This is a genomic window from Teichococcus coralli (assembly GCF_009829925.1).
Lineage (GTDB): Bacteria > Pseudomonadota > Alphaproteobacteria > Acetobacterales > Acetobacteraceae > Pseudoroseomonas > Pseudoroseomonas coralli.
In genome coordinates, this window is record NZ_SNVJ01000001.1 from 173,947 (window position 1) to 195,193 (window position 21,247).

Annotated in this window: 21 protein-coding genes; 12 read left to right on the plus strand and 9 right to left on the minus strand. The window is 70.4% G+C overall.

Annotation, left to right across the window (positions count from 1 at the left end):
- Nucleotides 1-15: 15 nt before the first annotated feature.
- On the minus strand, nt 16-297 hold the full coding sequence (locus tag E0493_RS00805; RefSeq protein ID WP_160935006.1) for a BufA1 family periplasmic bufferin-type metallophore: 282 nt from the start codon (nt 295-297) through the stop codon (nt 16-18).
- Between the two features lie 184 nt (nt 298-481).
- Here E0493_RS00805 and E0493_RS00810 point away from each other — a divergent pair, with 184 nt between their 5' ends.
- From E0493_RS00810 to E0493_RS00820, 3 genes are all read left to right on the plus strand, one after another.
- Nucleotides 482-1,042 carry a sigma-70 family RNA polymerase sigma factor gene (locus E0493_RS00810; RefSeq protein ID WP_160935007.1) on the plus strand — a complete coding sequence of 187 codons (561 nt, stop codon included), beginning with the start codon at nt 482-484 and terminating at the stop codon, nt 1,040-1,042.
- Nucleotides 1,039-1,674, plus strand: coding sequence for an NrsF family protein (locus tag E0493_RS00815; protein WP_160935008.1), 636 nt, complete (start codon nt 1,039-1,041; stop codon nt 1,672-1,674). The genes E0493_RS00810 and E0493_RS00815 overlap by 4 nt, the downstream gene beginning before the upstream one ends.
- Nucleotides 1,675-1,952: 278 nt before the next feature.
- A complete protein-coding gene (locus E0493_RS00820) occupies nt 1,953-2,498 on the plus strand; it encodes a transglycosylase SLT domain-containing protein (RefSeq protein WP_235913514.1) in 546 nt (181 codons plus the stop codon).
- Between the two features lie 107 nt (nt 2,499-2,605).
- On the opposite strand, the gene E0493_RS00825 is transcribed toward E0493_RS00820, so the two are convergent.
- Complete coding sequence (locus E0493_RS00825; RefSeq protein WP_160935010.1) at nt 2,606-3,895, minus strand: NCS2 family permease; 1,290 nt, start codon at nt 3,893-3,895, stop codon at nt 2,606-2,608.
- Between the two features lie 223 nt (nt 3,896-4,118).
- Here E0493_RS00825 and E0493_RS00830 point away from each other — a divergent pair, with 223 nt between their 5' ends.
- The 5 genes from E0493_RS00830 to E0493_RS00850 all read left to right on the plus strand — a co-directional run bounded on the left by E0493_RS00830 (nt 4,119) and on the right by E0493_RS00850 (nt 8,243).
- Entirely contained in the window at nt 4,119-4,964 is an 846-nt protein-coding gene (locus E0493_RS00830) for a transporter substrate-binding domain-containing protein (RefSeq protein WP_160935011.1), read from the plus strand.
- 151 nt (nt 4,965-5,115) lie between these two features.
- Complete coding sequence (locus E0493_RS00835; RefSeq protein ID WP_160935012.1) at nt 5,116-5,778, plus strand: amino acid ABC transporter permease; 663 nt, start codon at nt 5,116-5,118, stop codon at nt 5,776-5,778.
- Between the two features lie 15 nt (nt 5,779-5,793).
- Complete coding sequence (locus tag E0493_RS00840; protein WP_160935013.1) at nt 5,794-6,567, plus strand: amino acid ABC transporter ATP-binding protein; 774 nt, start codon at nt 5,794-5,796, stop codon at nt 6,565-6,567.
- 1 nt (nt 6,568) lies between these two features.
- Nucleotides 6,569-7,699, plus strand: coding sequence for an enolase C-terminal domain-like protein (locus tag E0493_RS00845; RefSeq protein WP_160935014.1), 1,131 nt, complete (start codon nt 6,569-6,571; stop codon nt 7,697-7,699).
- A gap of 142 nt (nt 7,700-7,841) precedes the next feature.
- Nucleotides 7,842-8,243: a host attachment family protein gene (locus E0493_RS00850; protein ID WP_160935015.1), complete on the plus strand. Its 402-nt coding sequence runs from the start codon at nt 7,842-7,844 to the stop codon at nt 8,241-8,243.
- Nucleotides 8,244-8,327: 84 nt separating this feature from the next.
- Here E0493_RS00850 and E0493_RS00855 read toward each other — a convergent pair whose 3' ends face one another.
- Nucleotides 8,328-9,236 carry an alpha/beta fold hydrolase gene (locus E0493_RS00855; protein WP_160935016.1) on the minus strand — a complete coding sequence of 303 codons (909 nt, stop codon included), beginning with the start codon at nt 9,234-9,236 and terminating at the stop codon, nt 8,328-8,330.
- Between the two features lie 125 nt (nt 9,237-9,361).
- On the opposite strand from E0493_RS00855, the gene E0493_RS00860 reads away from it, so the two are divergent.
- On the plus strand, nt 9,362-10,354 hold the full coding sequence (locus tag E0493_RS00860; RefSeq protein WP_160935017.1) for a LysR family transcriptional regulator: 993 nt from the start codon (nt 9,362-9,364) through the stop codon (nt 10,352-10,354).
- Here the strand turns inward: E0493_RS00860 and glnA are convergent.
- Together glnA and E0493_RS00870 are read right to left on the minus strand one after the other, a co-directional pair.
- Nucleotides 10,342-11,778 (minus strand): type I glutamate--ammonia ligase, encoded by a 1,437-nt coding sequence (gene glnA, locus E0493_RS00865; protein WP_160935018.1) that lies wholly within the window; start codon nt 11,776-11,778, stop codon nt 10,342-10,344. The two genes, E0493_RS00860 and glnA, sit on opposite strands and share 13 nt — an antisense overlap.
- A gap of 156 nt (nt 11,779-11,934) precedes the next feature.
- Nucleotides 11,935-12,273: a P-II family nitrogen regulator gene (locus tag E0493_RS00870; protein ID WP_160935019.1), complete on the minus strand. Its 339-nt coding sequence runs from the start codon at nt 12,271-12,273 to the stop codon at nt 11,935-11,937.
- Between the two features lie 387 nt (nt 12,274-12,660).
- Here E0493_RS00870 and E0493_RS00875 point away from each other — a divergent pair, with 387 nt between their 5' ends.
- Complete coding sequence (locus E0493_RS00875; protein WP_160935020.1) at nt 12,661-13,854, plus strand: aminotransferase; 1,194 nt, start codon at nt 12,661-12,663, stop codon at nt 13,852-13,854.
- Between the two features lie 181 nt (nt 13,855-14,035).
- On the plus strand, nt 14,036-14,305 hold the full coding sequence (locus E0493_RS00880) for an HU family DNA-binding protein (protein WP_160935021.1): 270 nt from the start codon (nt 14,036-14,038) through the stop codon (nt 14,303-14,305).
- 46 nt (nt 14,306-14,351) lie between these two features.
- On the opposite strand, the gene E0493_RS00885 is transcribed toward E0493_RS00880, so the two are convergent.
- From E0493_RS00885 to E0493_RS00895, 3 genes are all read right to left on the minus strand, one after another.
- Nucleotides 14,352-15,326, minus strand: coding sequence for a tripartite tricarboxylate transporter substrate binding protein (locus tag E0493_RS00885; RefSeq protein WP_160935022.1), 975 nt, complete (start codon nt 15,324-15,326; stop codon nt 14,352-14,354).
- A 74-nt stretch (nt 15,327-15,400) separates the two neighbouring features.
- A complete protein-coding gene (locus E0493_RS00890) occupies nt 15,401-16,120 on the minus strand; it encodes a ribonuclease activity regulator RraA (protein WP_160935023.1) in 720 nt (239 codons plus the stop codon).
- 23 nt (nt 16,121-16,143) lie between these two features.
- Nucleotides 16,144-16,929, minus strand: coding sequence for an SDR family oxidoreductase (locus tag E0493_RS00895; protein ID WP_160935024.1), 786 nt, complete (start codon nt 16,927-16,929; stop codon nt 16,144-16,146).
- 98 nt (nt 16,930-17,027) lie between these two features.
- Here E0493_RS00895 and E0493_RS00900 point away from each other — a divergent pair, with 98 nt between their 5' ends.
- Nucleotides 17,028-17,912: a LysR substrate-binding domain-containing protein gene (locus tag E0493_RS00900; RefSeq protein ID WP_160935025.1), complete on the plus strand. Its 885-nt coding sequence runs from the start codon at nt 17,028-17,030 to the stop codon at nt 17,910-17,912.
- Between the two features lie 224 nt (nt 17,913-18,136).
- On the opposite strand, the gene ydiJ is transcribed toward E0493_RS00900, so the two are convergent.
- On the minus strand, nt 18,137-21,193 hold the full coding sequence (ydiJ, locus tag E0493_RS00905; RefSeq protein WP_160935026.1) for a D-2-hydroxyglutarate dehydrogenase YdiJ: 3,057 nt from the start codon (nt 21,191-21,193) through the stop codon (nt 18,137-18,139).
- Nucleotides 21,194-21,247: the final 54 nt, after the last annotated feature.

Here is a 21,247-nt window from a genome sequence, read left to right on the forward strand (position 1 = left end):
GCCGCCCGCGCGGCGTCAGTCCGGGCGCCGGAGCGGCATCAGCGAGCCATGCCCCTGCGGTGTCGAGATCGTGGTGCAGGTGCCGGCCGGGACCAGCTTCCAGGAATTGCCCTGGTAATCCACCTTCGAGGTGCCGGCGCAGGTGGTGCCGGGGCCCGCGGCGCAGTCGTTCTGCCCGGCGAGCGCGACGCCGTAGCACTTCTCCCGTGTCGGCTCCTGCGCGCCGGCGGGCGTGGCGAAGGCCATCGCCGCAGTGACCGAGCCGGCGAGCGCGAGGGCGAGCGTGCGTCGATCCATGAGGTCCATCTCCCTGGTGAGGCGGGCCGTGAGTGGCCTGCACGCAGTTCTTCGTGGCCAGCAGGCGGGCCGTTACGCTGGCCGCGGCGGAATTCGATGCCGGGCGGGCGGAATTATTTCGCTGGCCCGCCGTAACGGCGGCGCCTCGCCGTACGAAGAGCGTCACGCAACCGGAGGAGAGCGCGTGAACACCGCGGCACGCGAGATGCAATGGGCGATGTGGATGCGGGCCGCCTCGGGCGGCGATGCCGCGGCCTACCGCCGCTTCCTGGAGGACGTGGCGCCATACCTCCGCGCGATCGCGCGGCGCCGCTTCTTCCGGAGTGGCCGCCCGGAGGGCGAGGCGGAGGACGTGGTGCAGGAGATCCTGCTGGCGCTGCACCTGAAGCGCCATACCTGGGACCCCGACCGGCCGATCGGTCCCTGGCTGGCGGCGATCACGCGCAACAAGCTGGTGGACGCGCTGCGGCGGGGCGGCCATGCGCGGGCGCAGGTGCCCATCGAGGAGGTGATGGACAGCCTCGCCGCCCAGGACCGCACCGACCACGGCCCGGCGCAGGAACTCGACCGCCTGCTCGGGCGGCTGGCGGACCGGCAGCGCGCCGTGGTGCGCGCCGTCTCGCTGGAAGGCGCCTCGGCGCGCGAGGCGGCCGCGCAACTGAAGATGACCGAGGGCGCGGTGCGCGTCACGCTGCACCGGGCGCTGCGCACCCTCGCCGCACTCTATGGGAGAGATGCCGCGTGAAGACTTCCGACCTGATCAGCGCCCTGGTGCAGGACCCGGTGCCGGCGCCGCGGCTCGGGCGGGTGCTGCTGGCCGGGCTGGCCGGCGGCGTCCTGCTGGCGGCGCTGACCTTCGCGCTCGCCCTGCGACCGCGACCGGATCTCGGCGAGGCGCTGGAGCAGCTGAGGGTGCTGGCGAAATTCGCGCTCGGCCTTGGCCTCGCGACCGCCGCCACCGGGCTGCTCGGCCGGCTGGCCCGGCCCGGCGTGCCGGGCGGCGGCTGGCGCTGGAGCTTCCTGTTGCCGGGGCTCTGCGTTCTGGTCGCGGTGGCGGCGGAGCTGGTGGCGGTGCCGCCCGGCGCCTGGGAGGCCCGGCTGTTCGGGAAGAACGCCGCCGTCTGCGCGCCGCTGATCCTGCTGATCTCGGCCGGGCCGCTGCTCTGCCTGCTGGCCGCGCTCCGCCATGGCGCACCGACCCGGCCCGGCCTGGCGGGGGCTGTCGCCGGCGTGGCGGCGGGCGGCATCGCCGCCACGCTCTACGCCCTGCACTGCCCGGACGACAGCCCGCTGTTCGTCGCCGCCTGGTACTCGCTGGCCATCGGCGCGGACGCGCTGGCCGGCTTCCTGATCGGCCGGCGATGGCTGCGCTGGTGAGGCCGGCAGGGTGCGGCGCCCTCCCTCCTCCGGAGGGGCCCATGACATTTACGTTCCCAACGGCGGCGAGGCTGTGCTAGCGGAACCGCATGACGTCCGCGATCCGCAGGACGGCGCACCCGCGCCGCCCAAGCCCCGCGGCGTTCCAATGCCAAGAGGCAAGGAGCGCCTTCCCGCCTCGCCCGAGAGGCCACACGCCACGCCCCCGCAAGCAGATGCCGCCAGGACGGTGGCTGGGGCTTACCATTGGCGCCTTCCTGCTGGGAGCGCCGCTGCTGTTGAGCAGCCCTGCCTCGGCCGGGCCGCGTTCCGCATGTCTCGACGCCGCCCGCGCGGCCGAGGCGAGGTATGACCTGCCTGACGGGCTGCTGGTGGCGATCGCCCTGGCCGAGTCCGGGCTGCACGCGCACGCGCTGAACATCGACGGCCGTGCCTACTATCCCGATTCCCGCGCCGAGGCGCGACGGCTGCTGGCCGGCGCCTCGGCACGCCAATCGGTGATGGCCGGCTGCGTGCAGGTGAACGCGCAGGTGCATGCCGCGAACGGCAGCGACTGGCCGCTGGACCCGCAGAAGGCGGCGACTTGGGCGGCCCGCTACCTGCGCCAGCAATACGAGGCCAGCGGCAACTGGCCGGATGCCCTGCGTCGCTGGAACGGCGCCGGGCCGGCCGACAACCGGCTGGTCTGCCGCGTCGAGGCCAAGCTGCAGGTGGTGGCGCCGGGCAGCACGGTGCTGGGCGAGCCGTCCTGCGGCGGCACCCCGATGGCCCGCGCCCGGCGCGACGGGCGTGCCCTCCTGGAACTGGCGGAAGCGCCGGACTGAGGGCGGAGGCCCCTCGCCGCCCTCGGGCGGCAGGAGCGTGGACGGAAAGAAGCCCGGAGGAAGCACGTCCTCCGGGCTTTTTCGTGATCGCAGGACGCGCGGCGGCCTCAGCTTTCGAGGTAGAACCGCAGCGCCGAGGCGACGGCGATCAGCCAGACCGCGCCACCCACGTCGCGGCCGCGCCCGGCCACCAGCTTCACCAGCACGAAGGCGATGAAGCCCACCCCGATGCCGGTGGCGATGGAGAAGGTGAAGGGCGTGGCCAGTGCCGTGATGATGGCGGGCAGGTACTCGGTCACGTCATCCCATTCGATGTCCCGCAGGCCCTGCGCCATCAGGCAGGCCACCAGCACCAGCGCCGGAGCGGTGGCGAAGGCGGGGATCGAGGTCGCCAGCGGCGCGAGGAAAAGCGTCAGCAGGAACAGCACGGCGACAGTCAGCGCCGTCAGCCCGGTGCGGCCGCCGGCCTGCACGCCAGCGGCGCTTTCGATGTAGGAGACGGTGGTGGAGGTGCCGAGCGCGGCGCCGATCATCGCCCCGCCCGAATCCGCCATCAGGGCGCGGCCGAGATTTGGCACGGAACCGTCCTTCCGCATCAGCCCGGCGCGGTGCGTGGTGGCGATCAGCGTGCCGGCATTGTCCAGCAGGTCCACGATGAAGAAGGTGAAGACGATGCCGACAAGGCCGATGCCGAGGGCGCCGGCCAGGTCCATCTGCAGGAAGGTCGGCGCCAGCGAGGGCGGCAGGGAGAAGATGCCCTGGAACTCGGTCAGTCCCAGCGGAATGCCCAGCAGCGCGGTGACGAGGATGCCGACGACGATGCCGCCGGTGATGCCCCGCGCGACGAGCCCCGCGATCAGCACGAAGCCGAAGCAGGAGAGCAGCGTGGCCGGGTTGTGCAGCGAGCCCATGGCCACCAGCGTCGCCGGGTTGTCCACCACCAGCCCCATGCCGCGCAGGCCGATCAGGCCGAGGAAGAAGCCGATGCCGGCGGCGATGCCGAGCTTCAGGGAAAGCGGGATGGAGTTGATGAGCCACTCGCGGAAGCCGGTGATCGAGACGGCGAAGAAGATCATGCCTGAGATGAAGACCGCGCCGAGCGCCGCCTGCCAGGGAACGCCCATGCCGCCGACCACCGCGAAGGCGAAGTAGGCGTTCAGCCCCATGCCCGGCGCCAGGGCGATCGGGTAGTTGGCCAGCAGCCCCATCAGCGTCGAGCCGATCGCCGCGGCCAGGCAGGTGGCGACGAAGGCGGCGCCATGGTCAATGCCCGCCGCCGCCATCATCCCGGGGTTGACGACGACGATGTAGGCCATGGTGAGAAAGGTGGCGAGACCGGCCAGGACTTCCTGGCGCGGCGTGGTCCCGCGCTGGGCGAGGCCAAAGAAACGATCCAAAGCGGCTGCTCCCGCGATTCCTGTGATGCAGCAAGATTACCGGCGGCGGGAACCCTTTAACAGCGGGCACGCCTTGGCCGCACCCTCCCCCACGCGGCAGACTCGGTCTATGAAGCGGAAAAGCCGCGCAAGCGGCACCGCCAGAACAGCAGGGATGCCCCACGACCCGGCCGCGACACTCCGGCACAATGCCCGGCGCGCGCCCCAACAGGAGACAGGAACCATGGTGTCACGCCGCATGATCGGAACCGCCGCCGGCTTCGCCCTCGCCGCCGCGGCCTCCGCCGCCACAACGCCCGCCGCCGCCCAGGCCGCGGGCGGCGAATCCACCTTCGAGCGCATCCGCCGCACCAAGAAGCTGCGCACCGCCGCGGTCGCCGGCGCGGCACCCTACTACCACAAGGACCTGGCGAGCGGGAAATGGAGCGGCTTCTACATCGACCTCGTCACCGCCCTGGCCGAGGAGCTTGAGGCCGAGCTGGAGCTGAGCGAGACCACCTGGGGCAACGCCGTCCTCGACCTGCAGTCCAACAAGATCGACATCTTCTTCGGCCTGAACCCGACGCCGAAGCGGGCGCTGGTGATCGACTTCTCCGTGCCCTGCTTCAGCAACGCCTTCAGCTTCATCGCCAAGAAGGGCTTCGAGCCCAAGACCTGGGACGAGCTGAACAAGCCGGAGATTCGCATCTCCACCGATGTCGGCTCCTCGCAGGACCAGGTGGCGACGCGCCTGCTGCCGAAGGCGCAGATCAGCCGCTTCAAATCGGTGGACGAGGCGACCATGGCCGTGCAGGCCGGGCGTGTGGACGCGCAGTGCCTGGTGATGATGCTGGCGCTGACCGCGGTGAAGAAGAACCCGAATGTCGGCCATGTCGTGGTGCCGCAGCCGGTCTTCGCCACCACCTCCAACGCCGGGTTCCGCCGCGAGCAGGACAAGACCTGGCGCGACTTCGTCAACACCTGGATCGAGTTCAACAAGGGGCTGGGCTTCGTCCGCTCCGTGATCCTGAAGAACATGGAGCTGGTCGGCATCTCCGAGTCCGATTTCCCGCCGGGCATCACGCTTTAAGCCGAGGCCAGAAGGGGCGCGGCCCCTTCCGGACTTCCCCGCCGGGGAGGCTGGGCCTCCCCGGACCCCTGCATTCCCTGGCAGGGTTCCGGAGCCGCGTTCGCCGCTCCGGTGCCGCAAGCTGCCGGCAGTTCGACGGACGCCCATCCCGATGTACCAATGGGACTTCTCGATCCTCTGGAGCTATCGCTGGCTCTTCTGGAACGGCCTTCTCGTCACTCTCGGCTTCACCGTCGCCATCGTGGTACTCGGGCTGATCGTCGGGCTGGCCGCGGGCCTGCTGCGCCTCGCGCGCTTCGCGCCCATCCGCTGGGTGGCGCAGGCCTATGTGGAGGTGTTCCGCTGCACGCCGATCCTGGTGCAGCTCGTCTGGTTCTACTACGCCCTGCCCATCCTCGCCGGCATCGAGATGACGGCGACCACCGCGGCGGTGCTCGCCCTCTCCCTCTACGGCGGCGCCTTCTACGCCGAGATCGTGCGCGGCGGCATCGCCTCCATCGAGGCGGGACAGAGCGAGGCGGCCCTCGCCCTCGGCATGACGCCGGGGCAGGCCATGCGCCGCATCGTGCTGCCGCAGGCGCTCAAGCGCATGGTGCCGCCGCTGATGAACCAGTCCATCATCCAGCTCAAGAACACCTCGCTGGTCTCGGTGCTGGCGGTGCCCGACCTGCTCTACCAGGGCCAGGCCGCCGCTCATGACAGCTACCGGCCGCTGGAGATCTACACGCTGGTGGCCGTCCTGTATTTCGCCGTGCTGTTCCCGCTGACGCTGCTGGTCGGCCGCCTGGAGCGCCGTCTGGCGCGGGCCGACTGAGAAGGAGCCGCCCCGATGAGCACCGCTCCGATGATTGAGGTTTCGGCGCTGAAGAAGGTCTTCGGCGACCACACCGTGCTGCGCAGCGTGGACCTGAAGGTGGCGCCCGGCGAAGTGGTCGCGCTGATCGGCCCTTCCGGCTCCGGCAAGTCCACCCTGCTGCGCTGCCTGAACCTGCTGGTGGTGCCGGATGGCGGCGCCGTGCGGGTCGGCGGGCGGAGCTTCCGCTTCGGCGCCAGCGCCAGCCTGCCCGGCGCCGGCGAGCTGGCGAAGTTCCGCGCCGCCACCGGCATGGTGTTCCAGCAGTTCAACCTGTTTCCGCACATGTCGGCGCTGGCCAACGTCATGGAAGGCCCGGTGACCGTGCGGCGCATGGCCAGAGCGCAGGCCGAAACCCTGGCCCGCAGCCTGCTCGCCAAGGTCGGGCTGGCGGACAAGGCGGAGCAATACCCGAGCCGCCTTTCCGGCGGGCAGAAGCAGCGCGTCGCCATCGCCAGGGCCCTGGCCATGGAGCCGGCGGTGATGCTGTTCGACGAGGCCACCAGCGCGCTCGACCCCGAGCTGGTGGGCGAGGTGCTTGGCGTCATGCAGTCGCTCGCCGCCGAGGGCATGACCATGGTGATCGTCACGCACGAGATCGCCTTCGCGCGTGACGTGGCCGACCGCGTGGTCTTCCTGCGCGACGGCGTCATCCACGAGGACGGCCCGGCGCGGCAGGTGATCGACGCGCCGCGCGAGGAGGCGACGCGCGCCTTCCTTTCCCACTTCCACCGCCAGCGCGAGAGCTGAGATGAGCCAGGCACCGATCATCGACCGCATGCGGGTCTTCCTGGTGGAAAGCCCGATCAGGATGGCCCGCGCGCAGGGTGTCGGCGCGGTGAAGGGCAGCGTCCGCCGCGTGCTGCTGGAGCTGACCACGCGGGACGGCATCATCGGCTGGGGCGAGGCGGCGCCGTGGGAGGTCTTCACCGGCACGCCGGAGGGCGCCTTCGCGGCGCTCGACCGCTACCTGCGGCCGCTGATCCTCGGCGCCGACGCGCGGCGGCTGCGGAGCCTGACGGCGGCGATGGACCGCACCCTGGTCAGCCATCCCGAGAGCAAGGTGGCGGTGGAGATGGCGCTGCTCGACATCCTCGGAAAATCCACCGGACTGAGCGTGGCGGACCTGCTCGGCGGCCGCGTGCGCGACACCATCCCCCTCTCCTTCTCCATCGCCGATCCGGATTTCGCCGCTGACCTGGAGCGCATGCACGCGATGGTTGCCGCCGGGCAGCGGCTGTTCAAGGTCAAGACCGGCGTGAAGCCGCATGCGGAGGACATGGCGCATCTGGAGGCCATTCGCGGCGCCTTCGGCGACACGGTGGATCTGCGGCTGGACTACAACCAGGCGCTGGAGCCCTTCGGCGCCATGACCATCCTGCGCGACGTGGACCGCTTCCGCCCCACCTTCATCGAGCAGCCGGTGCCGCGCCGCCACCTGGACGCCATGGCCGGCTTCGCCCATGCGCTCGACACGCCGATCCTGGCCGACGAAAGCTGCTTCGACGCCACCGACCTGCTGGAGGTGGTGCGGCGGCAGGCGGCGGACGCCATCTCGGTGAAGCTGATGAAGTGCGGCGGGCTGCTGAAGGCGCAGGCGATGATGGCCATCGCCGACACCGCCGGCCTGCCGGGCTATGGCGGCACGCTGTGGGAAGGGGGCATCGCGCTCGCAGCCGGCACGCAGCTCATCGCCGCGACGCCCGGCATCTCGCTCGGCTGCGAGTTCTACATGCCGCACCACGTGCTGACCGAGGACGTGCTGGAGGAGCGCATTCCGAACAGGAACGGCGCGGTGGTGGTGCCGGACGCGCCGGGCCTCGGCATCCGCGTCACCGAGGCCTCGCTGCGGGCGGGCGCCAAGCACGTCGCGGAGGCCTGAGCCCTCCCGTTCCGCCGCCGCCCCATGGCCCCGGCTGCGCGGAACTTATCTGGCCGGGCCCGGTGTCTTTCGCGGCCCGCCGGCGTTGCACCGGAACGGCCGGGCGCGAGCGCCGGCCATCACGTCAGGGGAGATGCCCGCAATGTCCGAAACCATCCCGCACAATGCGCTGATCGTCGTTGCCGATGGCGCGAAGGCTGTTCTGCTGCGCAACACCGGGCGGAACGGCGAGATCGCGCTGCGCGAGGAGAGCCACCTGTCGCCAAGGAACCTGGCCGAGGAAGGTCCCTCCGGTTCGCGCCCCGAGGACCAGACGCCCCGCCAGACCGACGAGGCCACCTTCGCGAAGCAACTCGCGCAGCACCTCTTCACGATGCACGAGCGGCAGGCCTTCGAGGCTCTGGTGCTGGCGGCCGATCCGCAGACCCTGGGCCAGATGCGGTCGGTGATGCACAAGACCGTGGAGGCGAGCATCATCCGGACGCTTCCGAAGGACCTGACGAACCACTCCACGCAGGAGCTGGAGAAGGTGCTGGCGAAGTAGCGGGCACCGATACGGGCGGACCAAGCCGACGGAGCCGGGGGCGCCGTCCTGAACGGCGTCGCCCGCCCGGTGGAAGCCTGAGCGCTAGCGAAGGAAGCGGGCGATCAGCGCCACCGTCGCCTCCGGCTGCTCCTCCATCAGCCAGTGGCCGGAGGCGGGGACGATGGCGCCCTGAACGTTGGACGCTGCCGCCCGCGCCACGGTTTCCATCGTTGGCCCGAAGGAAGCCTCGCCGCCGATCGCCAGGACCGGCATGGCAAGCGGCCCCCTGGCCAGGAATTCCTGGTTGTCCGCCGCGTCCTGGTCGAAGGCGTGGAACTGCGCGAAGCCGGCCCGCATGGCGCCAGGCTGGGCATAGAGGAGGGCATAGTGCTCGCGCGAGGCCTCGGGGAAGCGGCGCGGGTCGGCCGAGAACTCGTTCCAGAAGCGGTCGAGATAGATGCGCTCGCGCCCCGCGACCAGCCGCTCCATGTCCGGGCCGCCGAAGCGGAAGTGCCAGAGGAGCGGGCTTTTCAGGATCTCCTCCCATGGGCCGATCCCTGGCAGCGGCGCATCCATCAGGACCAGGCGGGTGATCCGCTCCGGGTATTGGGCGGCGAGCGCATAGGCGACCATGTTGCCGATGTCATGGGCGACCACATCGGCCTTCCCGATCCGCAGCGCGTCCAGCAGCCGCGCCATGTCCTGCCCCTGGGTCTTCTTGTCGTAGCCCTCCTCCGGGCGGGAGGAGAGGCCCATGCCCCGAAGGTCGGGCGCCACCACGGTGTGGTCGCGGGCGAGTTCTGCCGCCAGCGGCGCCCACATGTCGCCCGTCTCGCCATAGCCGTGCAGTAGCAGCACCGCCGGCCCCTGCCCGCCGACCCTCGCATGCAGGGTCACATTCTCCACCTGGATCTCCTCGGTGCGGAAGGTGGCGGGAAAGCTCGGCGCCTGCGCCATCACGGGCATCGCCATGGCCAGGGCCGCCAGGGCCCCCGGGAGGAAGGGCTTCATGAATGCGTCTCCTTGCGGGAGGAGGCGCCGCCGGGCTCCCTCGCCCTCCCCAGGGAAGAGTGGCATTCGTTCCCGGATGGCATCAGACTGCCAATGCCGGAACCGGAAGCCGGGTTTGCCGAACGATGATGAAGCTCGATGGCATCGCCACCTTCGTGGCCGTCAGCCAGGCCGGTTCGATCAGCAAGGCGGCGCGGCGTCTGCGCCTGGCCAAATCGGTGGTCAGTGAGCGGCTGGCCGAGCTGGAGCATGGCATCGGCACCCCGCTCGTGCACCGCACGACGCGCGGGCTCTCGCTCACCGAGGACGGCGCGGCCTTCCTCGAACGCGCCATGCGCATCGCGCGGGAGGTCGAGGAGGCCGCCGCCGACATGGCGGAGCGCCGCGGCACATTGTCGGGGCCGCTGCGACTCTCCGTGCCGGTGACCTTCGGGCGCATGCATCTGGGCCCGGCGCTCTATCCGTTCCTGGCGGCGCACCGGCAGATCGAGCTCACGCTGGACCTGGACGACCGCAGGATCGACGCCGCCGCGCACGGCTACGATGCCGTGGTGCGGCACGGGCCGCTGGGCGATACGCGGCTCGTGGCCTGGAAGCTGGCGAACAGCCGGCGCGTGCTGGTCGCCTCGCCCGGCTATCTCGGCCAATACGGCGCTCCCGCCACGCTCGGCGAACTGGCGACGCACCGTGGCATCTTTTATCTCAACCGCGGCGTGGCCGACTGGCGGTTCCTGGCGCCGGGCGGCGTGCAGATCGTGCGGGGGCGCAGCGCCCTGCAGGTCAACAACGGCGACATGATGCGGGATGCGGCCGTGGCAGGGCTGGGCATCGCCCTGCTGCCGACCTTCATTGTCGGCGCCGAGGTCAGGGCCGGCCGGCTGAGCCTGGTCGAGGTCGGCGCCGAGGCGGAGGCGGAGTTCATCTATATCGCGCATGCCGAAGGGCGGCGCCCCTCGGCCAAGCTCCGCGCGCTGGCCGCCTGCCTGCGCGACGCCTTCGGCGACCCGCCCTATTGGGACATCCCCGGCCGGCGGCGGCCCGAGGACGAAAAACGCCCCGGGGGAGACCCCCGAGGCGCTTCCGTATCGCCTGACTCCCCTGGGGATCAGACGGAGTAGTACATCTCGAACTCGACCGGGTGCGGGGTGTGCTCGAACTTGTACACCTCGGACCACTTCAGCTCGATGTAGCTCTCGATCTGGTCCTGGGTGAACACGTCGCCCGCGAGCAGGAACTCGTGGTCGGCGGCGAGCGACTCCAGCGCCTCGCGCAGCGAGCCGCAGACCGTCGGGATGCCCTTCAGCTCCTCCGGCGGCAGGTCGTAGAGGTCCTTGTCCATCGCCTCGCCCGGATGGATCTTGTTCTTGATGCCATCGAGCCCCGCCATCAGCATCGCGGCGAAGGCCAGATAGGGGTTGGCGGTCGGATCGGGGAAGCGGACCTCGACGCGCTTCGCCTTCGGGCTCGTCGCGTAGGGGATGCGGCAGGAGGCGGAGCGGTTGCGGGCGGAGTAGGCCAGCAGCACCGGCGCCTCGAAGCCCGGGATCAGGCGCTTGTAGGAGTTGGTGGACGGGTTGGTGAAGGCGTTCAGCGCCTTGGCGTGCTTGATGATGCCGCCGATGTACCACAGCGCATGGTCGGACAGGTCGGCATAGCCGTTGCCGGCGAAGACCGGCTTGCCGCCCTTCCAGATCGACTGGTGCACGTGCATGCCCGAGCCGTTGTCGCCATAGACCGGCTTCGGCATGAAGGTCGCCGTCTTGCCGTAGCTGTGCGCGACGTTGTGGATGACGTACTTGTAGATCTGCATGTGGTCGGCCTGCTGCACCAGCGGGCCGAACTTGGTGCCGAGTTCATGCTGCGACTGCGCCACCTCGTGGTGGTGCTTCTCGCCGGCGACGCCCATCTCGATCATGGTCGAGAGCATCTCGGCGCGCAGGTCGCTTTCGCTGTCCACCGGCGGAACCGGGAAGTAGCCGCCCTTGACCACCGGGCGGTGGCCCATGTTGCCCTCGGGGAAGTCCTTCAGGCTGGCGCCCGGGCCCTCGACGCTGTCGAGCTGGTAGATGCCGTAGTTGCCGCCGGTGCCGAACTTCACGTTGTCGAAGATGAAGAACTCGGCCTCAGGGCCGAAGAAGGCGGTGTCGCCGATGCCGGTGGAGGCCAGGTAGGCCTCGGCCTTCTTGGCGGTCGAGCGCGGGTCGCGGCTGTAGGACTGGCCGGTGGAGGGCTCGATGATGTCGCAGAACAGGATCAGCTGCGGCTTCGCGGCGAAGGGGTCCATGCAGGCGGACGCGGCGTCCGGCATCAGGATCATGTCGGACTCGTTGATCGCCTTCCAGCCGGCGATCGAGGAGCCGTCGAACATGATGCCGTCGGTGAACATCTCCTCCTCCATGGTGGAGACGTGCTGGGCGGTGTGATGCCACTTGCCGCGCGGGTCCGTGAACCGGAAGTCCACGTACTCGACGCTGTTCTCCCTGATCATCTCCATGACCTTGGAGACGGCATTGCTGGAACCAGCGGTAGGCTTCTTCGCCATCGTGTGCGGTCCTGTTCCCCTAAGACACTTTCAACCAGTTCACGGGACCGGAGCCCTCCCCCGCCCCCGCTCCGGCATGGACAGGGGCTTCCCCTGCCAACGCCTCGGCCGGCCGCGCCCGCCCAGGCGGCGGCGACCGGAAAAACCTGCGCGCCGTCAGACGGCGTCTTCGCCCCGTTCGCCGGTGCGGATGCGGATCACCTCCTGCACGTCGGAGACGAAGATCTTGCCGTCGCCGATCCGGCCGGTGCGCGCCGCGGCCTGGATGGCCTCGATGGCGCGCTCGGCCACGTCGTCGGAGCAGACCACCTCGATCTTCACCTTGGGCAGGAAGTCGACGACGTATTCCGCGCCGCGGTACAGCTCGGTATGACCCTTCTGGCGGCCGAATCCCTTCGCCTCGAGCACCGTCAGGCCCTGCAGCCCGATCTCGTGCAGCGCGTCCTTCACCTCATCGAGCTTGAAGGGCTTGATGATCGCCTCGATCTTCTTCATCGGCTCCGTTCCGGCCCGTCCCTCCCGCCGCTGGTCGCGGCCGCGGGGTGCGTTCCGTCCTTTCCTCCTCCCGGGTTGCCGCCCCTTCCTTGACCGTCACGGGCGCCGGGGCGGTTCGAGTTGCTGTGTTGCATGAGGCAGGGCAGCGCGGCAATGGGATGGGAAGGGTTTTTGAGGAAGCTGAGACATGACTTCGCCTGCCTAAAAGGCAGGCTGCCTGCCGAAGTGGCAGCCATGCGCCGGGAATGGTTGCATGCCGCGGCTCAGCCACCCATTATCCGCCCCTCGCCCGAGGCCGGGGCGCGGGGCTTCGCCGCCCCGGAGCGTCGGGCCGCGCCAGCCCCGCCTCTCCGCCACGGGGCGCCTTGTGGGACAGTGCATCCTTCGATGAAGCCGCAGAACGACCTGCTTTCCGCCACCGGCACCACCGTCTTCACCGTGATGTCGGCCCTTGCCGTGCAGCACGGCGCGATCAACCTCGGCCAGGGCTTTCCCGACTATGACGGGCCGGAGGACGTGGTGCGCGCCGCCGCCGACGCGTTGCTGGACAACCGCAACCAGTACCCGCCGCTGACCGGCCTGCCGGAGCTGCGCCAGGCCGTGGCCGCCGCGAATCGGCGCTTCTACGGCCTGGAGATCGACCCGAACGCGGAGGTGGTGGTGACCTCCGGCGCCACCGAGGCGCTCACCGCCAGCCTGATGGCGGTGGTGAACCCGGGCGACGAGGTGGTGCTGCTGGAGCCGCTCTACGACACCTACCTGCCGGTGGTGAAGCTGCTGGGCGCGGTGCCGAGGCTGGTGCGCCTCTCGCCGCCCAGGTGGGAGCTGCCGCGCGCCGAGCTGGCCGCCGCCTTCGGGCCAAAGACCAAGGCCATCCTGCTCAACACGCCGATGAACCCGGCCAGCAAGGTGTTCACCGCCGCCGAGCTGGCCTTCATCGCCGAGCTTTGCCAGCGGCATGACGCTTATGCCGTGTGCGACGAGGTGTATGAGCACCTCACCTTCGACGGCTGGAAGCACATCCCGCTGATGACCCTGCCCGGCATGCGCGAGCGCTGCCTGCGCATCGGCTCCGCCGGCAAGACCTTCAACCTCACGGGCTGGAAGGTCGGCTACATCACCTGCGACCGCAGCCTGGCGCCCAACGTCGCCAAGGCGCACCAGAACCTCACCTTCACCACGGCGCCGAACCTGCAGCGCGCGGTGGCCGTGGGACTGGCCAAGGACGACGGCTATTTCGCCGATCTCGCCGCCGACCTGCAGGCGAAGCGCGACCGGCTCTCCGCCGGGCTGGCGGCGCTCGGCTTCGGTGTGCTGACCAGCCAGGGCAGCTACTTCGTCACCACCGACTTCACGCCACTCGGCTTCGCCGGCGACGACGTCGCCTTCTGCCGCCATATCACCGAGGCGGCGAAGGTGACGGCCATTCCGGTCTCCGCCTTTTATGCTGGAGCGGATGCGCCGCGCCACTTCGTGCGCTTCGCCTTCTGCAAGCGCATGGAAGTGCTCGACGAGGCGCTGGCGCGGCTCGGCGCCTGGAAGGCGGCGCGCGGCGCCGGCAGCCTGGCCGCCGCGAGCTGAGGCGGCGCGGGGGCCGGTGCGCCCCCGCCCCTACCCCGCCCTCGCCTCCGCTCCTGCCGTGGATTTGCGGCAGCGGCGGCGCGGGAATGCTGGCCAGCGGCTTCGACACTTGCTAAGCACCGCCGCCAACAATTCCAGCGGTCGAGAAAAATCCGCTGCCAGCAACGAGAGTTACGCGAACATGTCGAAGGCCTTCATTTCCCAGGTGATCCAGGATTCCGTCGGCTGCACCGGCGTTGCAGCGAACCGCGCGGCCGGCGACCTGATCACGGCGATCATCAAGGAGATGAAGAAGAGCGGCGGCTTCACGCTGCCGAGTTTCGGCACCTTTTCGGTTCGCAAGACCAAGGCGCGCAAGGCGGTCAACCCGCGCACCGGCGAGCCGGTGAAGGTGAAGGCCGGCAGGACCGTGCGCTTCAAGGCGTCGCCGAACCTCAAGAAGGCGGTCTGAACCCGCCTGCCGTGGCCGCGAGTGCGGCCACGGCGGTCGCGCGGGCCTACTGGTCGCGCCAGGGCTTACGCGCCCACATCTCCTTCAGCTTGCCGTCCAGGCCCAGCACCGCCTCGCGGTAGCGGGCGCCCACCGCTCCCTGCACCGGCAGTTGCGTCCGCTTCGCATCCGCCAGGAACTGCGGGTCCGCCAGCGCCGCGGAGAAGGCCTCCGTCAGCCTCTGCTGCACCTCCGCCGGCAGGCCCGGCGGCCCGACGATGCCCCGCTGCGCGCTGGCCACCACGTCGACTCCCTGCTCCTTCAGCGTCGGCACCTCCGGCATTGAGGGGTCACGCTCCGCACCGCCCTGGGCGAGACAGCGGAAGCGGCCGTCGCGGAAGCCGGGCAGCCCCTCACTGACGTTGAAGCAGCCGATGTCGAGATGCCCGCCCAGCACCGCCGTCTGCAGCGGCGCGGCGCCGTTGAACGGCACATGGCTGAAGCTGGCGCCGGGAACCGCCTCCTCCACGAGCAGCATCAGCAGGTGGTCGTCCGACCCGATGCCGGTGGTGCCGAGGCTCAGCGTGCCCGGCGCCTTCTTCGCACGCGCCAGCAGGTCGGCCAGGTCCTTGATGGGGGAATCCTTGTTCACCCAGAGGCCGCCGGGATCGTCCACCACGTTCGCGATGTAGGCGAGCTCGTCCACCTTGTAGCGCACGGGGCGCTCGAAGGGGATCGTCATCAGCGCAGGGGAGGAAACGGCACCCAGCGTGTAGCCGTCCGGCCGCGCATTGAAGGCGGCCTCCATGCCGATCTGGCTGCCGGCGCCCGGCCGGTTTTCCACCACGAAGGTGGCGCCCGGCAGGTGCCGCTGCACGGCGGGCAGGATCAGCCGTGTCATCTGGTCCACCCCACCGCCCGGCGGATAGGGCACGATCACCACGATGGGCCGGTCGCCGGGCCAGGCGGCGGCGGCGAGCGCCGGCCGGGCCAGCAGCGCGCCGGCGCCCAGCAGCCCGAGGCTGCGACGCGTCAGGTTCATCTCTCTTTTTCCTTTCCTCCGGCGCCAGGCGGCGCCCGCCCCCTCTCGCGGAGGGCGTGGCGCCGCCGTGCGGGTCAGCTCTTCTTGCGGCTGGCTTCGTAGCGCGCCTTGTTCTCGGCGTTCGGCGGATAAAGGCCCGGCAACGCCGCGCCGCCTTCCACCTCGCCCATGATCCAGCTCTCCTGCGCCTCCTGCTCGGCGGCGAGGTCGGTCACCTCGTCCACCAGCGCCTGGGGGATCAGCACGGCGCCGTCGTCATCCACAACGACTACGTCGTTCGGGAAGACGGCGACGCCGCCGCAGCCCACCGGCTCCTGCCAGTTGATGAAGGTGAGGCCCGCCACCGAGGGCGGCGCCGCGTTGCCCTGGCACCACACCGGCAGGCCGGTGCCGATGACGCCGGCGCCGTCGCGCACCACGCCGTCGGTGATCAGCGCCGCCACCTTCCGCTTCGCCATGCGCGCGCAAAGGATGTCGCCGAAGATGCCGGCATCGGTCACGCCCATGGCGTCGGCGATGGCGATGACGCCCTCCGGCATCGCCTCGATCGCCGAGCGGGTGGAGATCGGGTTGGACCAGGAGGCCGGGGTCGCCAGATCCTCGCGGGCGGGCACGAAGCGCAGCGTGAAGGCGCGGCCGACGAGGCGCGGCTGGCCCGGCTTCAGCGGGCGGGTGCCACGCATCCACACGTTGCGCAGGCCCTTCTTCAGCAGCACCGTCGTCAGCGTCGCGGTGGAGATGCCGGAAAGGATCTCGATGATCTTCGCGTCGAGCGGAAGGACGTCCACGGCCATTGTCGGAAGTTCCTGTTGCAGTCTCAGATGCTGGGGATCAGCCCGCCATCCACGCGGATGACCGAGCCGTTCACGTAGGATGCGCGCGCCGAGGCGAGGAAGGCCACCACGTCGCCATACTCCTCCGGCTTGCCGTAGCGGCCGGCGGGGATTGTGCCGGTGCTCTCGGCGGAGACCTCCTCCACCGCGCGGCCCTCGCGCTTCGCCTTCTGCTCGTCGAGGAACTTGATGCGGTCGGTCGCCACACGTCCGGGCAGCACGATGTTCACCGTGATGCCGTCCCGCGCCACCTCGCGCGAGAGCGTCTTGGACCAGCCCACCAGCGTCGAGCGCAGGGCATTGGAGATGCCGAGGTTGGGGATCGGCGCCACCACGCCCGAGGAGGTGCTGGTGACGATCCGGCCCCACTTCGCCGCCTTCATGCCCGGCAGCACGCGGTCGGTCAGCGCGATGACGGAGAGCACCATGGCGTTGAAGTGCTTGGCCCAGAGCGCCGGGTCCTGGCCGGAGGCGGGCGTCGGCGGCGGGCCGCCGGTGTTGTTCACCAGCACCTGCACCGGGCCGAGCTTCTCCTCGATCCGCTTCACGTGCCCGTCGATGGCGGCGAGGTCGGCGAGGTCCCATTCGATGGCCATCGCCTCCGCACCGAGCGCCTTCACCTCGCCCTCGATGCGCTTCAGCCCCTCGGCGCTGATGTCGGCCAGCGCCAGCTTCGCGCCCTCCGCCGCCAGCGCCTTCGCGATGGCGCCGCCCAGACCACCGCCGGCGCCCAGCACCAGCGCCGTCCGGCCCTTGAGGCCCAGATCCATGGCCATTCTCCCCAGTCGGTTCGGCGGCCAGTCTGAAGAGGGCCGAGGCAAAGAAAAACCCTTCCTTTCCCGCTTTCGGAAGATAGTTTTCCTCTACGATGGACACGCGCTTCCTGGAGAGCTTCGTGGCCGTGGTCGAGGAGGGTTCGATCGCCGCCGCGGCCCGCCGCCTGCACCTGACGCCCGCCGCCCTGGCCCAGCGCATCCGCACGCTGGAGGCCGAGCTGGAGGCTCCGCTGCTGCTACGCGCCGGCCGCAGCGTCGCCGCCTCCGAGGCCGGGCTCGCCATCCTGGATCGCGCCCGCACGCTGCTGCGGGAGGTGCGCGACCTGCGCGACAGCGCGACGGGCGGGGGCCTGGCCGGGGAGTTGCGCCTCGGCGCCATCGCGACCGCCCTGACCGGCATGCTGCCGGCCATGCTGGCGCGGATGGCGGCGCGCTACCCGCAGTTGGAAATGCACATCTCTCCAGGAATTTCCACCGAGCTTTACCGCCGCGTGCTGCTGGGCGAGCTGGACGCGGCGCTGATCGTGCAGCCCGAATTCGCCCCGCCGAAAAGCTGCGAATGGCGCCTGCTGCGCGAAGAGCCCCTGGTGGTGCTCGCCCCGGCCGCCCTGCCGCAGACCGACCCGCACGCGCTGCTCGGCAACGAGCCCTTCATCCGCTACGACCGCGCCCAGTGGGGCGGTCGCCTCGCCGACCGCTACCTGCGCGAGGCGCGCATCCGCCCGCGCGACCGCTTCGAGCTGGACGCGCTGGACGCCATCGCGGTGATGGTTGATCGCGGCCTGGGCGTCTCGCTGGTGCCGGACTGGGCGCCGCCCTGGCCCAGCGGACTGGTGCTGGCGAAGCACAGCCTGCCCCGCCCCTTCCCGCCCCGGCGCCTCGGGCTGATCTGGACGCGTAACGCCGCCCGGGCAAGGCTGGTGCGGGCATTTCTCGAACAGGGAAGTCCGGGGAACGACGTTCTCCCGCAAACCTGATCCTGCCTTTGGATCCATCGGAGGGCAGAACTGGGGGAGAATGAATTCTCCCCCAGGCCCCCTTTTCTTTTTTCATCAGTCTGTCCCGCGGGCTGCATGCGCCCATGCCGGGGCTGCGACAGCGCCGGCGCCTGCGATCGCCAGGACAGCCCTTGCAAGCAGCGGGACCGCGAACTGCCAGAAAAAAGATGGAGGGTCGGGGGAATTCCTTCCCCCGAGCTTCTCTACGCCGCCGCCCGCCTCGGCTCCATCGCAGCGGACGCCTCCCGTAAGCGCAGCAGCAGCGCCTGAACCGGATGCCTCAGCGCCACCCCTTCGAGGCGCTTCACCTGGCTGCGGCAGGAATAGCCGGTGACCAGCAGGCGCGCGCCCTCCGCCGCCACATGCTGTCGCCAGCCCATCTCATAGAGCTGGCGCGAGACCTCCTGGTGCTCCGCCTCATGGCCGTAAGTGCCGGCCATGCCGCAGCAACCGGAGGCCAGCACCTTCAGCGGCGCGCCCAGCCGGGCGAAGACCGCCTGCCAGTCCTTGATCGAGGCAGCGGCGTTGGTGCGCTCGGTGCAATGCGGCAGCAGCGCGAAGCCTTCGCCCGCCGGAAGCTGCGGCAGCTCGTCCAGGCGCTTCGCCAGGAATTCCTGCGGCAGCAGCACGCGGGGAACCTCCCGCACCATGCCGGGATACTCGCCGCGATAGGTCAGCGTCATCGAGGGATCGAGGCCGACCAGCGCCACGCCGCTCCGCGCCAGTTCGCGCAGCATGTCGGTATTCGCCTGCGCCTGCCGGCGGAAGGCGCCAAGGAAGCCGTGCACGTGCAGCGGCTTGCCGTTCGGGCGGAAGGGCGCCAGCCAGGGCGTGAAGCCCATGCGCCGCAGCGCCTCGGCGAAGTCGAGCACCAGGCCGGTTTCGAAGTGGCTGGTGAAGGCGTCCTGCACGAGAATGACGTGCGCCTCGCGCTCCCCCTCCGGCACCTTCGCCAGCGTCTCAGGCGTGGCGAGCGCGACGCCGCGCGCCGCCGCCTCGCGCATCAGGTCGATGCCGCTGAACAGCGGGGCATCCACCACGCCTAGCTTCGCGGACATCCACCGCCCGGGCGCGCTGCCGAGCACCGCGTTGGCGAGGCCGGGAATCCGCGCGCCGACCGGCAGCAGCCGCTCCAGCCCGCCGATGGCATGGTCCTTCAGCGGGCGCAGGTAGCGGCCGTAGTAGAGTTCCAGGAACTTCGCGCGGAAGCTCGGCACATCCACCTTGATCGGGCACTGGCCGGAGCAGGACTTGCAGGCGAGGCAGCCATCCATGGCCTCCTTCACCTCATTGGAGAAGTCCGTCTCACCCTTGTCCCGCGCCAGGGTGTTGCGCAGGCGGGCCCAAAAGCCACCCTCGGCGGTGCCGGCGCGCAGCCGCTCGGCCTCGGCCGCCGGGTCCACGCCAGCGTCGGAAAGCTGGCGCAGCCATTCGCGGAACAGGCTGGCGCGGCCCTTCGGCGAGTGCCGGCGGTCGCCGGTTGCCTTGAAGGAGGGGCACATCGCGTCCAGCGGGTCCCAGTTGAAGCAGGCCCCGTTGCCGTTGCAGTGCAGCGCCTCGTCATAGGCTGCGCGCACCTGGGCGGGAATGGTGCGGTCGAGCTGGCCGCGCATCGGCACCTTGTCGATGGCCAGCAGCGCCTCGCCATCTGGCGCCGCGATCTTGCCGGGGTTGAGCTGGTTGCGCGGGTCGAAGGCCGCCTTCAGCGCCTGCAGGCTCGGATAGAGCGGGCCGAACACCTCCGGCACGTATTCCGAGCGCACGCCCTTGCCGTGCTCGCCCCAGAGCAGGCCGCCATACTTGCGGGTCAGTGCGAAGACCTCGTCGGAGACCTCGCGGATCATCCGCTCGGCGCCCTCGGCCTTCATGTCGATGGCCGGGCGCACATGCAGCACGCCGGCATCCACATGGCCGAACATGCCGTATTCCAGCCCGCGCCGGTCCAGCGCGGCGCGGAACTCGGCGATGTAGTCCGCCAGGTTCTCCGGCGGCACGGCGGTGTCCTCGACGAAGGGGATCGGCCGCTTCTCGCCCTGCATGTTGCCGAGCAGGCCGACGCCCCGCTTGCGCATGGTCTGGATGCGCTCGCCCGCGGCGTCCCAGGCGATGGTGTAGCCGCGCCGGCCGGCGGCGCGCCCTTCGGCCTTCAGCAGCGCCTCGACCGGGTCGAGCTTCACGCGCACCTCGGCCTCGGTGTCGCCGACGAACTCGATCAGGTTGATTCCGGCGGCGGCGCCCTCGGGATCGTCCGGAAAGAACGCCTTGATGCCGTCCCAGACGATGTCCCCGCGTGCCAGGCCGAGCACCTTGCTGTCCACCGTCTCCACCGAGGCGGCGCCAAGCGCCATCAGCGTGCGCGCGTCGCGCAGGGCGGCGTCGAAGCCGTCGTAGCGCAGGTTGATCAGCGCGCTGCGCTTCGGGATGGGCAATACGCGGATCTTCGCCTCGGCGATCATCGCCAGCGTGCCCTCGGAGCCGCAGAGCACCGCGTTCAGGTTGAACCGGCCCTCGGCGTCGCGCAAATGGGCGAGGTCGTAGCCGGTCAGGCAGCGGTTCAGCGCCGGGAAGCGATCGGCGATGAGCTGCGCCTGCTCGCGCGCGATGCCGTCGGCGACGCGGTGGATGGCGCCTACCATGTCCTGCCGCCGCGCCGCCTCCGCCAGCGCCGCCTTGTCCAGCGGCGCAGAATCCCAGATCGTGCCGTCGAGCAGCACGACCTTCAGCGCCAGCACATGGTCGCGCGTCTTGCCGTAGAGGCAGGAGCCCTGGCCGCAGGCGTCGGTGGAAATCATGCCGCCGAGGGTCGCGCGGTTGCTGGTGGAGCATTCCGGCGCGAAGAACAGGCCGAGCGGCTTCAGCGCCGCGTTCAGCGCATCCTTCACCACGCCGGGCTGGACCCGCACCCAGCCCTCCTCCTGGTTGATCTCCAGGATGGCACTCATGTGGCGGGAGACGTCCACCACGATGCCATCGGTCAGCGACTGGCCGTTGGTGCCGGTGCCACCGCCGCGCGGGGCGAAGTGCACCCCGGCGAAGCGCGGGTCGGCCGAGACCTTCGCGATCCGCACCAGGTCCCCGGCGTCGCGCGGGAAGACCACGGCCTGCGGCTGCCGCTGATAGATGGAATTGTCCGTCGCCATGACGAGCCTGTCGTCGAAGCGTGCGGAGATGTCGCCGGCGAAGCCCCGCAGCCGCAGCTCGTCCAGGAAGGCCAGGGCGGGCGTGGCCGGGGCGGGCGATGCGGCGAGGCGCGGAATCATCGGGCAGGCGGCCTTCTCAGGGGCGGCCGGCCAGGGCGGCCGGCTGCCGGAAGC

Bases quoted from the DNA above. Each gene is read 5' to 3' on its own strand.
- E0493_RS00855 (WP_160935016.1), bottom strand. From the start codon at position 9,236: ATGAAGCCCTTCCTCCCGGGGGCCCTGGCGGCCCTGGCCATGGCGATG.
- E0493_RS00860 (WP_160935017.1), top strand. From the start codon at position 9,362: ATGATGAAGCTCGATGGCATCGCCACCTTCGTGGCCGTCAGCCAGGCC.
- E0493_RS00835 (WP_160935012.1), top strand. From the start codon at position 5,116: ATGTACCAATGGGACTTCTCGATCCTCTGGAGCTATCGCTGGCTCTTC.
- E0493_RS00880 (WP_160935021.1), top strand. From the start codon at position 14,036: ATGTCGAAGGCCTTCATTTCCCAGGTGATCCAGGATTCCGTCGGCTGC.
- E0493_RS00890 (WP_160935023.1), bottom strand. From the start codon at position 16,120: ATGGCCGTGGACGTCCTTCCGCTCGACGCGAAGATCATCGAGATCCTT.
- E0493_RS00870 (WP_160935019.1), bottom strand. From the start codon at position 12,273: ATGAAGAAGATCGAGGCGATCATCAAGCCCTTCAAGCTCGATGAGGTG.
- E0493_RS00830 (WP_160935011.1), top strand. From the start codon at position 4,119: ATGGTGTCACGCCGCATGATCGGAACCGCCGCCGGCTTCGCCCTCGCC.
- E0493_RS00875 (WP_160935020.1), top strand. From the start codon at position 12,661: ATGAAGCCGCAGAACGACCTGCTTTCCGCCACCGGCACCACCGTCTTC.
- ydiJ (WP_160935026.1), bottom strand. From the start codon at position 21,193: ATGATTCCGCGCCTCGCCGCATCGCCCGCCCCGGCCACGCCCGCCCTG.
- E0493_RS00900 (WP_160935025.1), top strand. From the start codon at position 17,028: ATGGACACGCGCTTCCTGGAGAGCTTCGTGGCCGTGGTCGAGGAGGGT.
- E0493_RS00845 (WP_160935014.1), top strand. From the start codon at position 6,569: ATGAGCCAGGCACCGATCATCGACCGCATGCGGGTCTTCCTGGTGGAA.
- glnA (WP_160935018.1), bottom strand. From the start codon at position 11,778: ATGGCGAAGAAGCCTACCGCTGGTTCCAGCAATGCCGTCTCCAAGGTC.
- E0493_RS00840 (WP_160935013.1), top strand. From the start codon at position 5,794: ATGAGCACCGCTCCGATGATTGAGGTTTCGGCGCTGAAGAAGGTCTTC.
- E0493_RS00805 (WP_160935006.1), bottom strand. From the start codon at position 297: ATGGATCGACGCACGCTCGCCCTCGCGCTCGCCGGCTCGGTCACTGCG.
- E0493_RS00895 (WP_160935024.1), bottom strand. From the start codon at position 16,929: ATGGATCTGGGCCTCAAGGGCCGGACGGCGCTGGTGCTGGGCGCCGGC.
- E0493_RS00850 (WP_160935015.1), top strand. From the start codon at position 7,842: ATGTCCGAAACCATCCCGCACAATGCGCTGATCGTCGTTGCCGATGGC.
- E0493_RS00885 (WP_160935022.1), bottom strand. From the start codon at position 15,326: ATGAACCTGACGCGTCGCAGCCTCGGGCTGCTGGGCGCCGGCGCGCTG.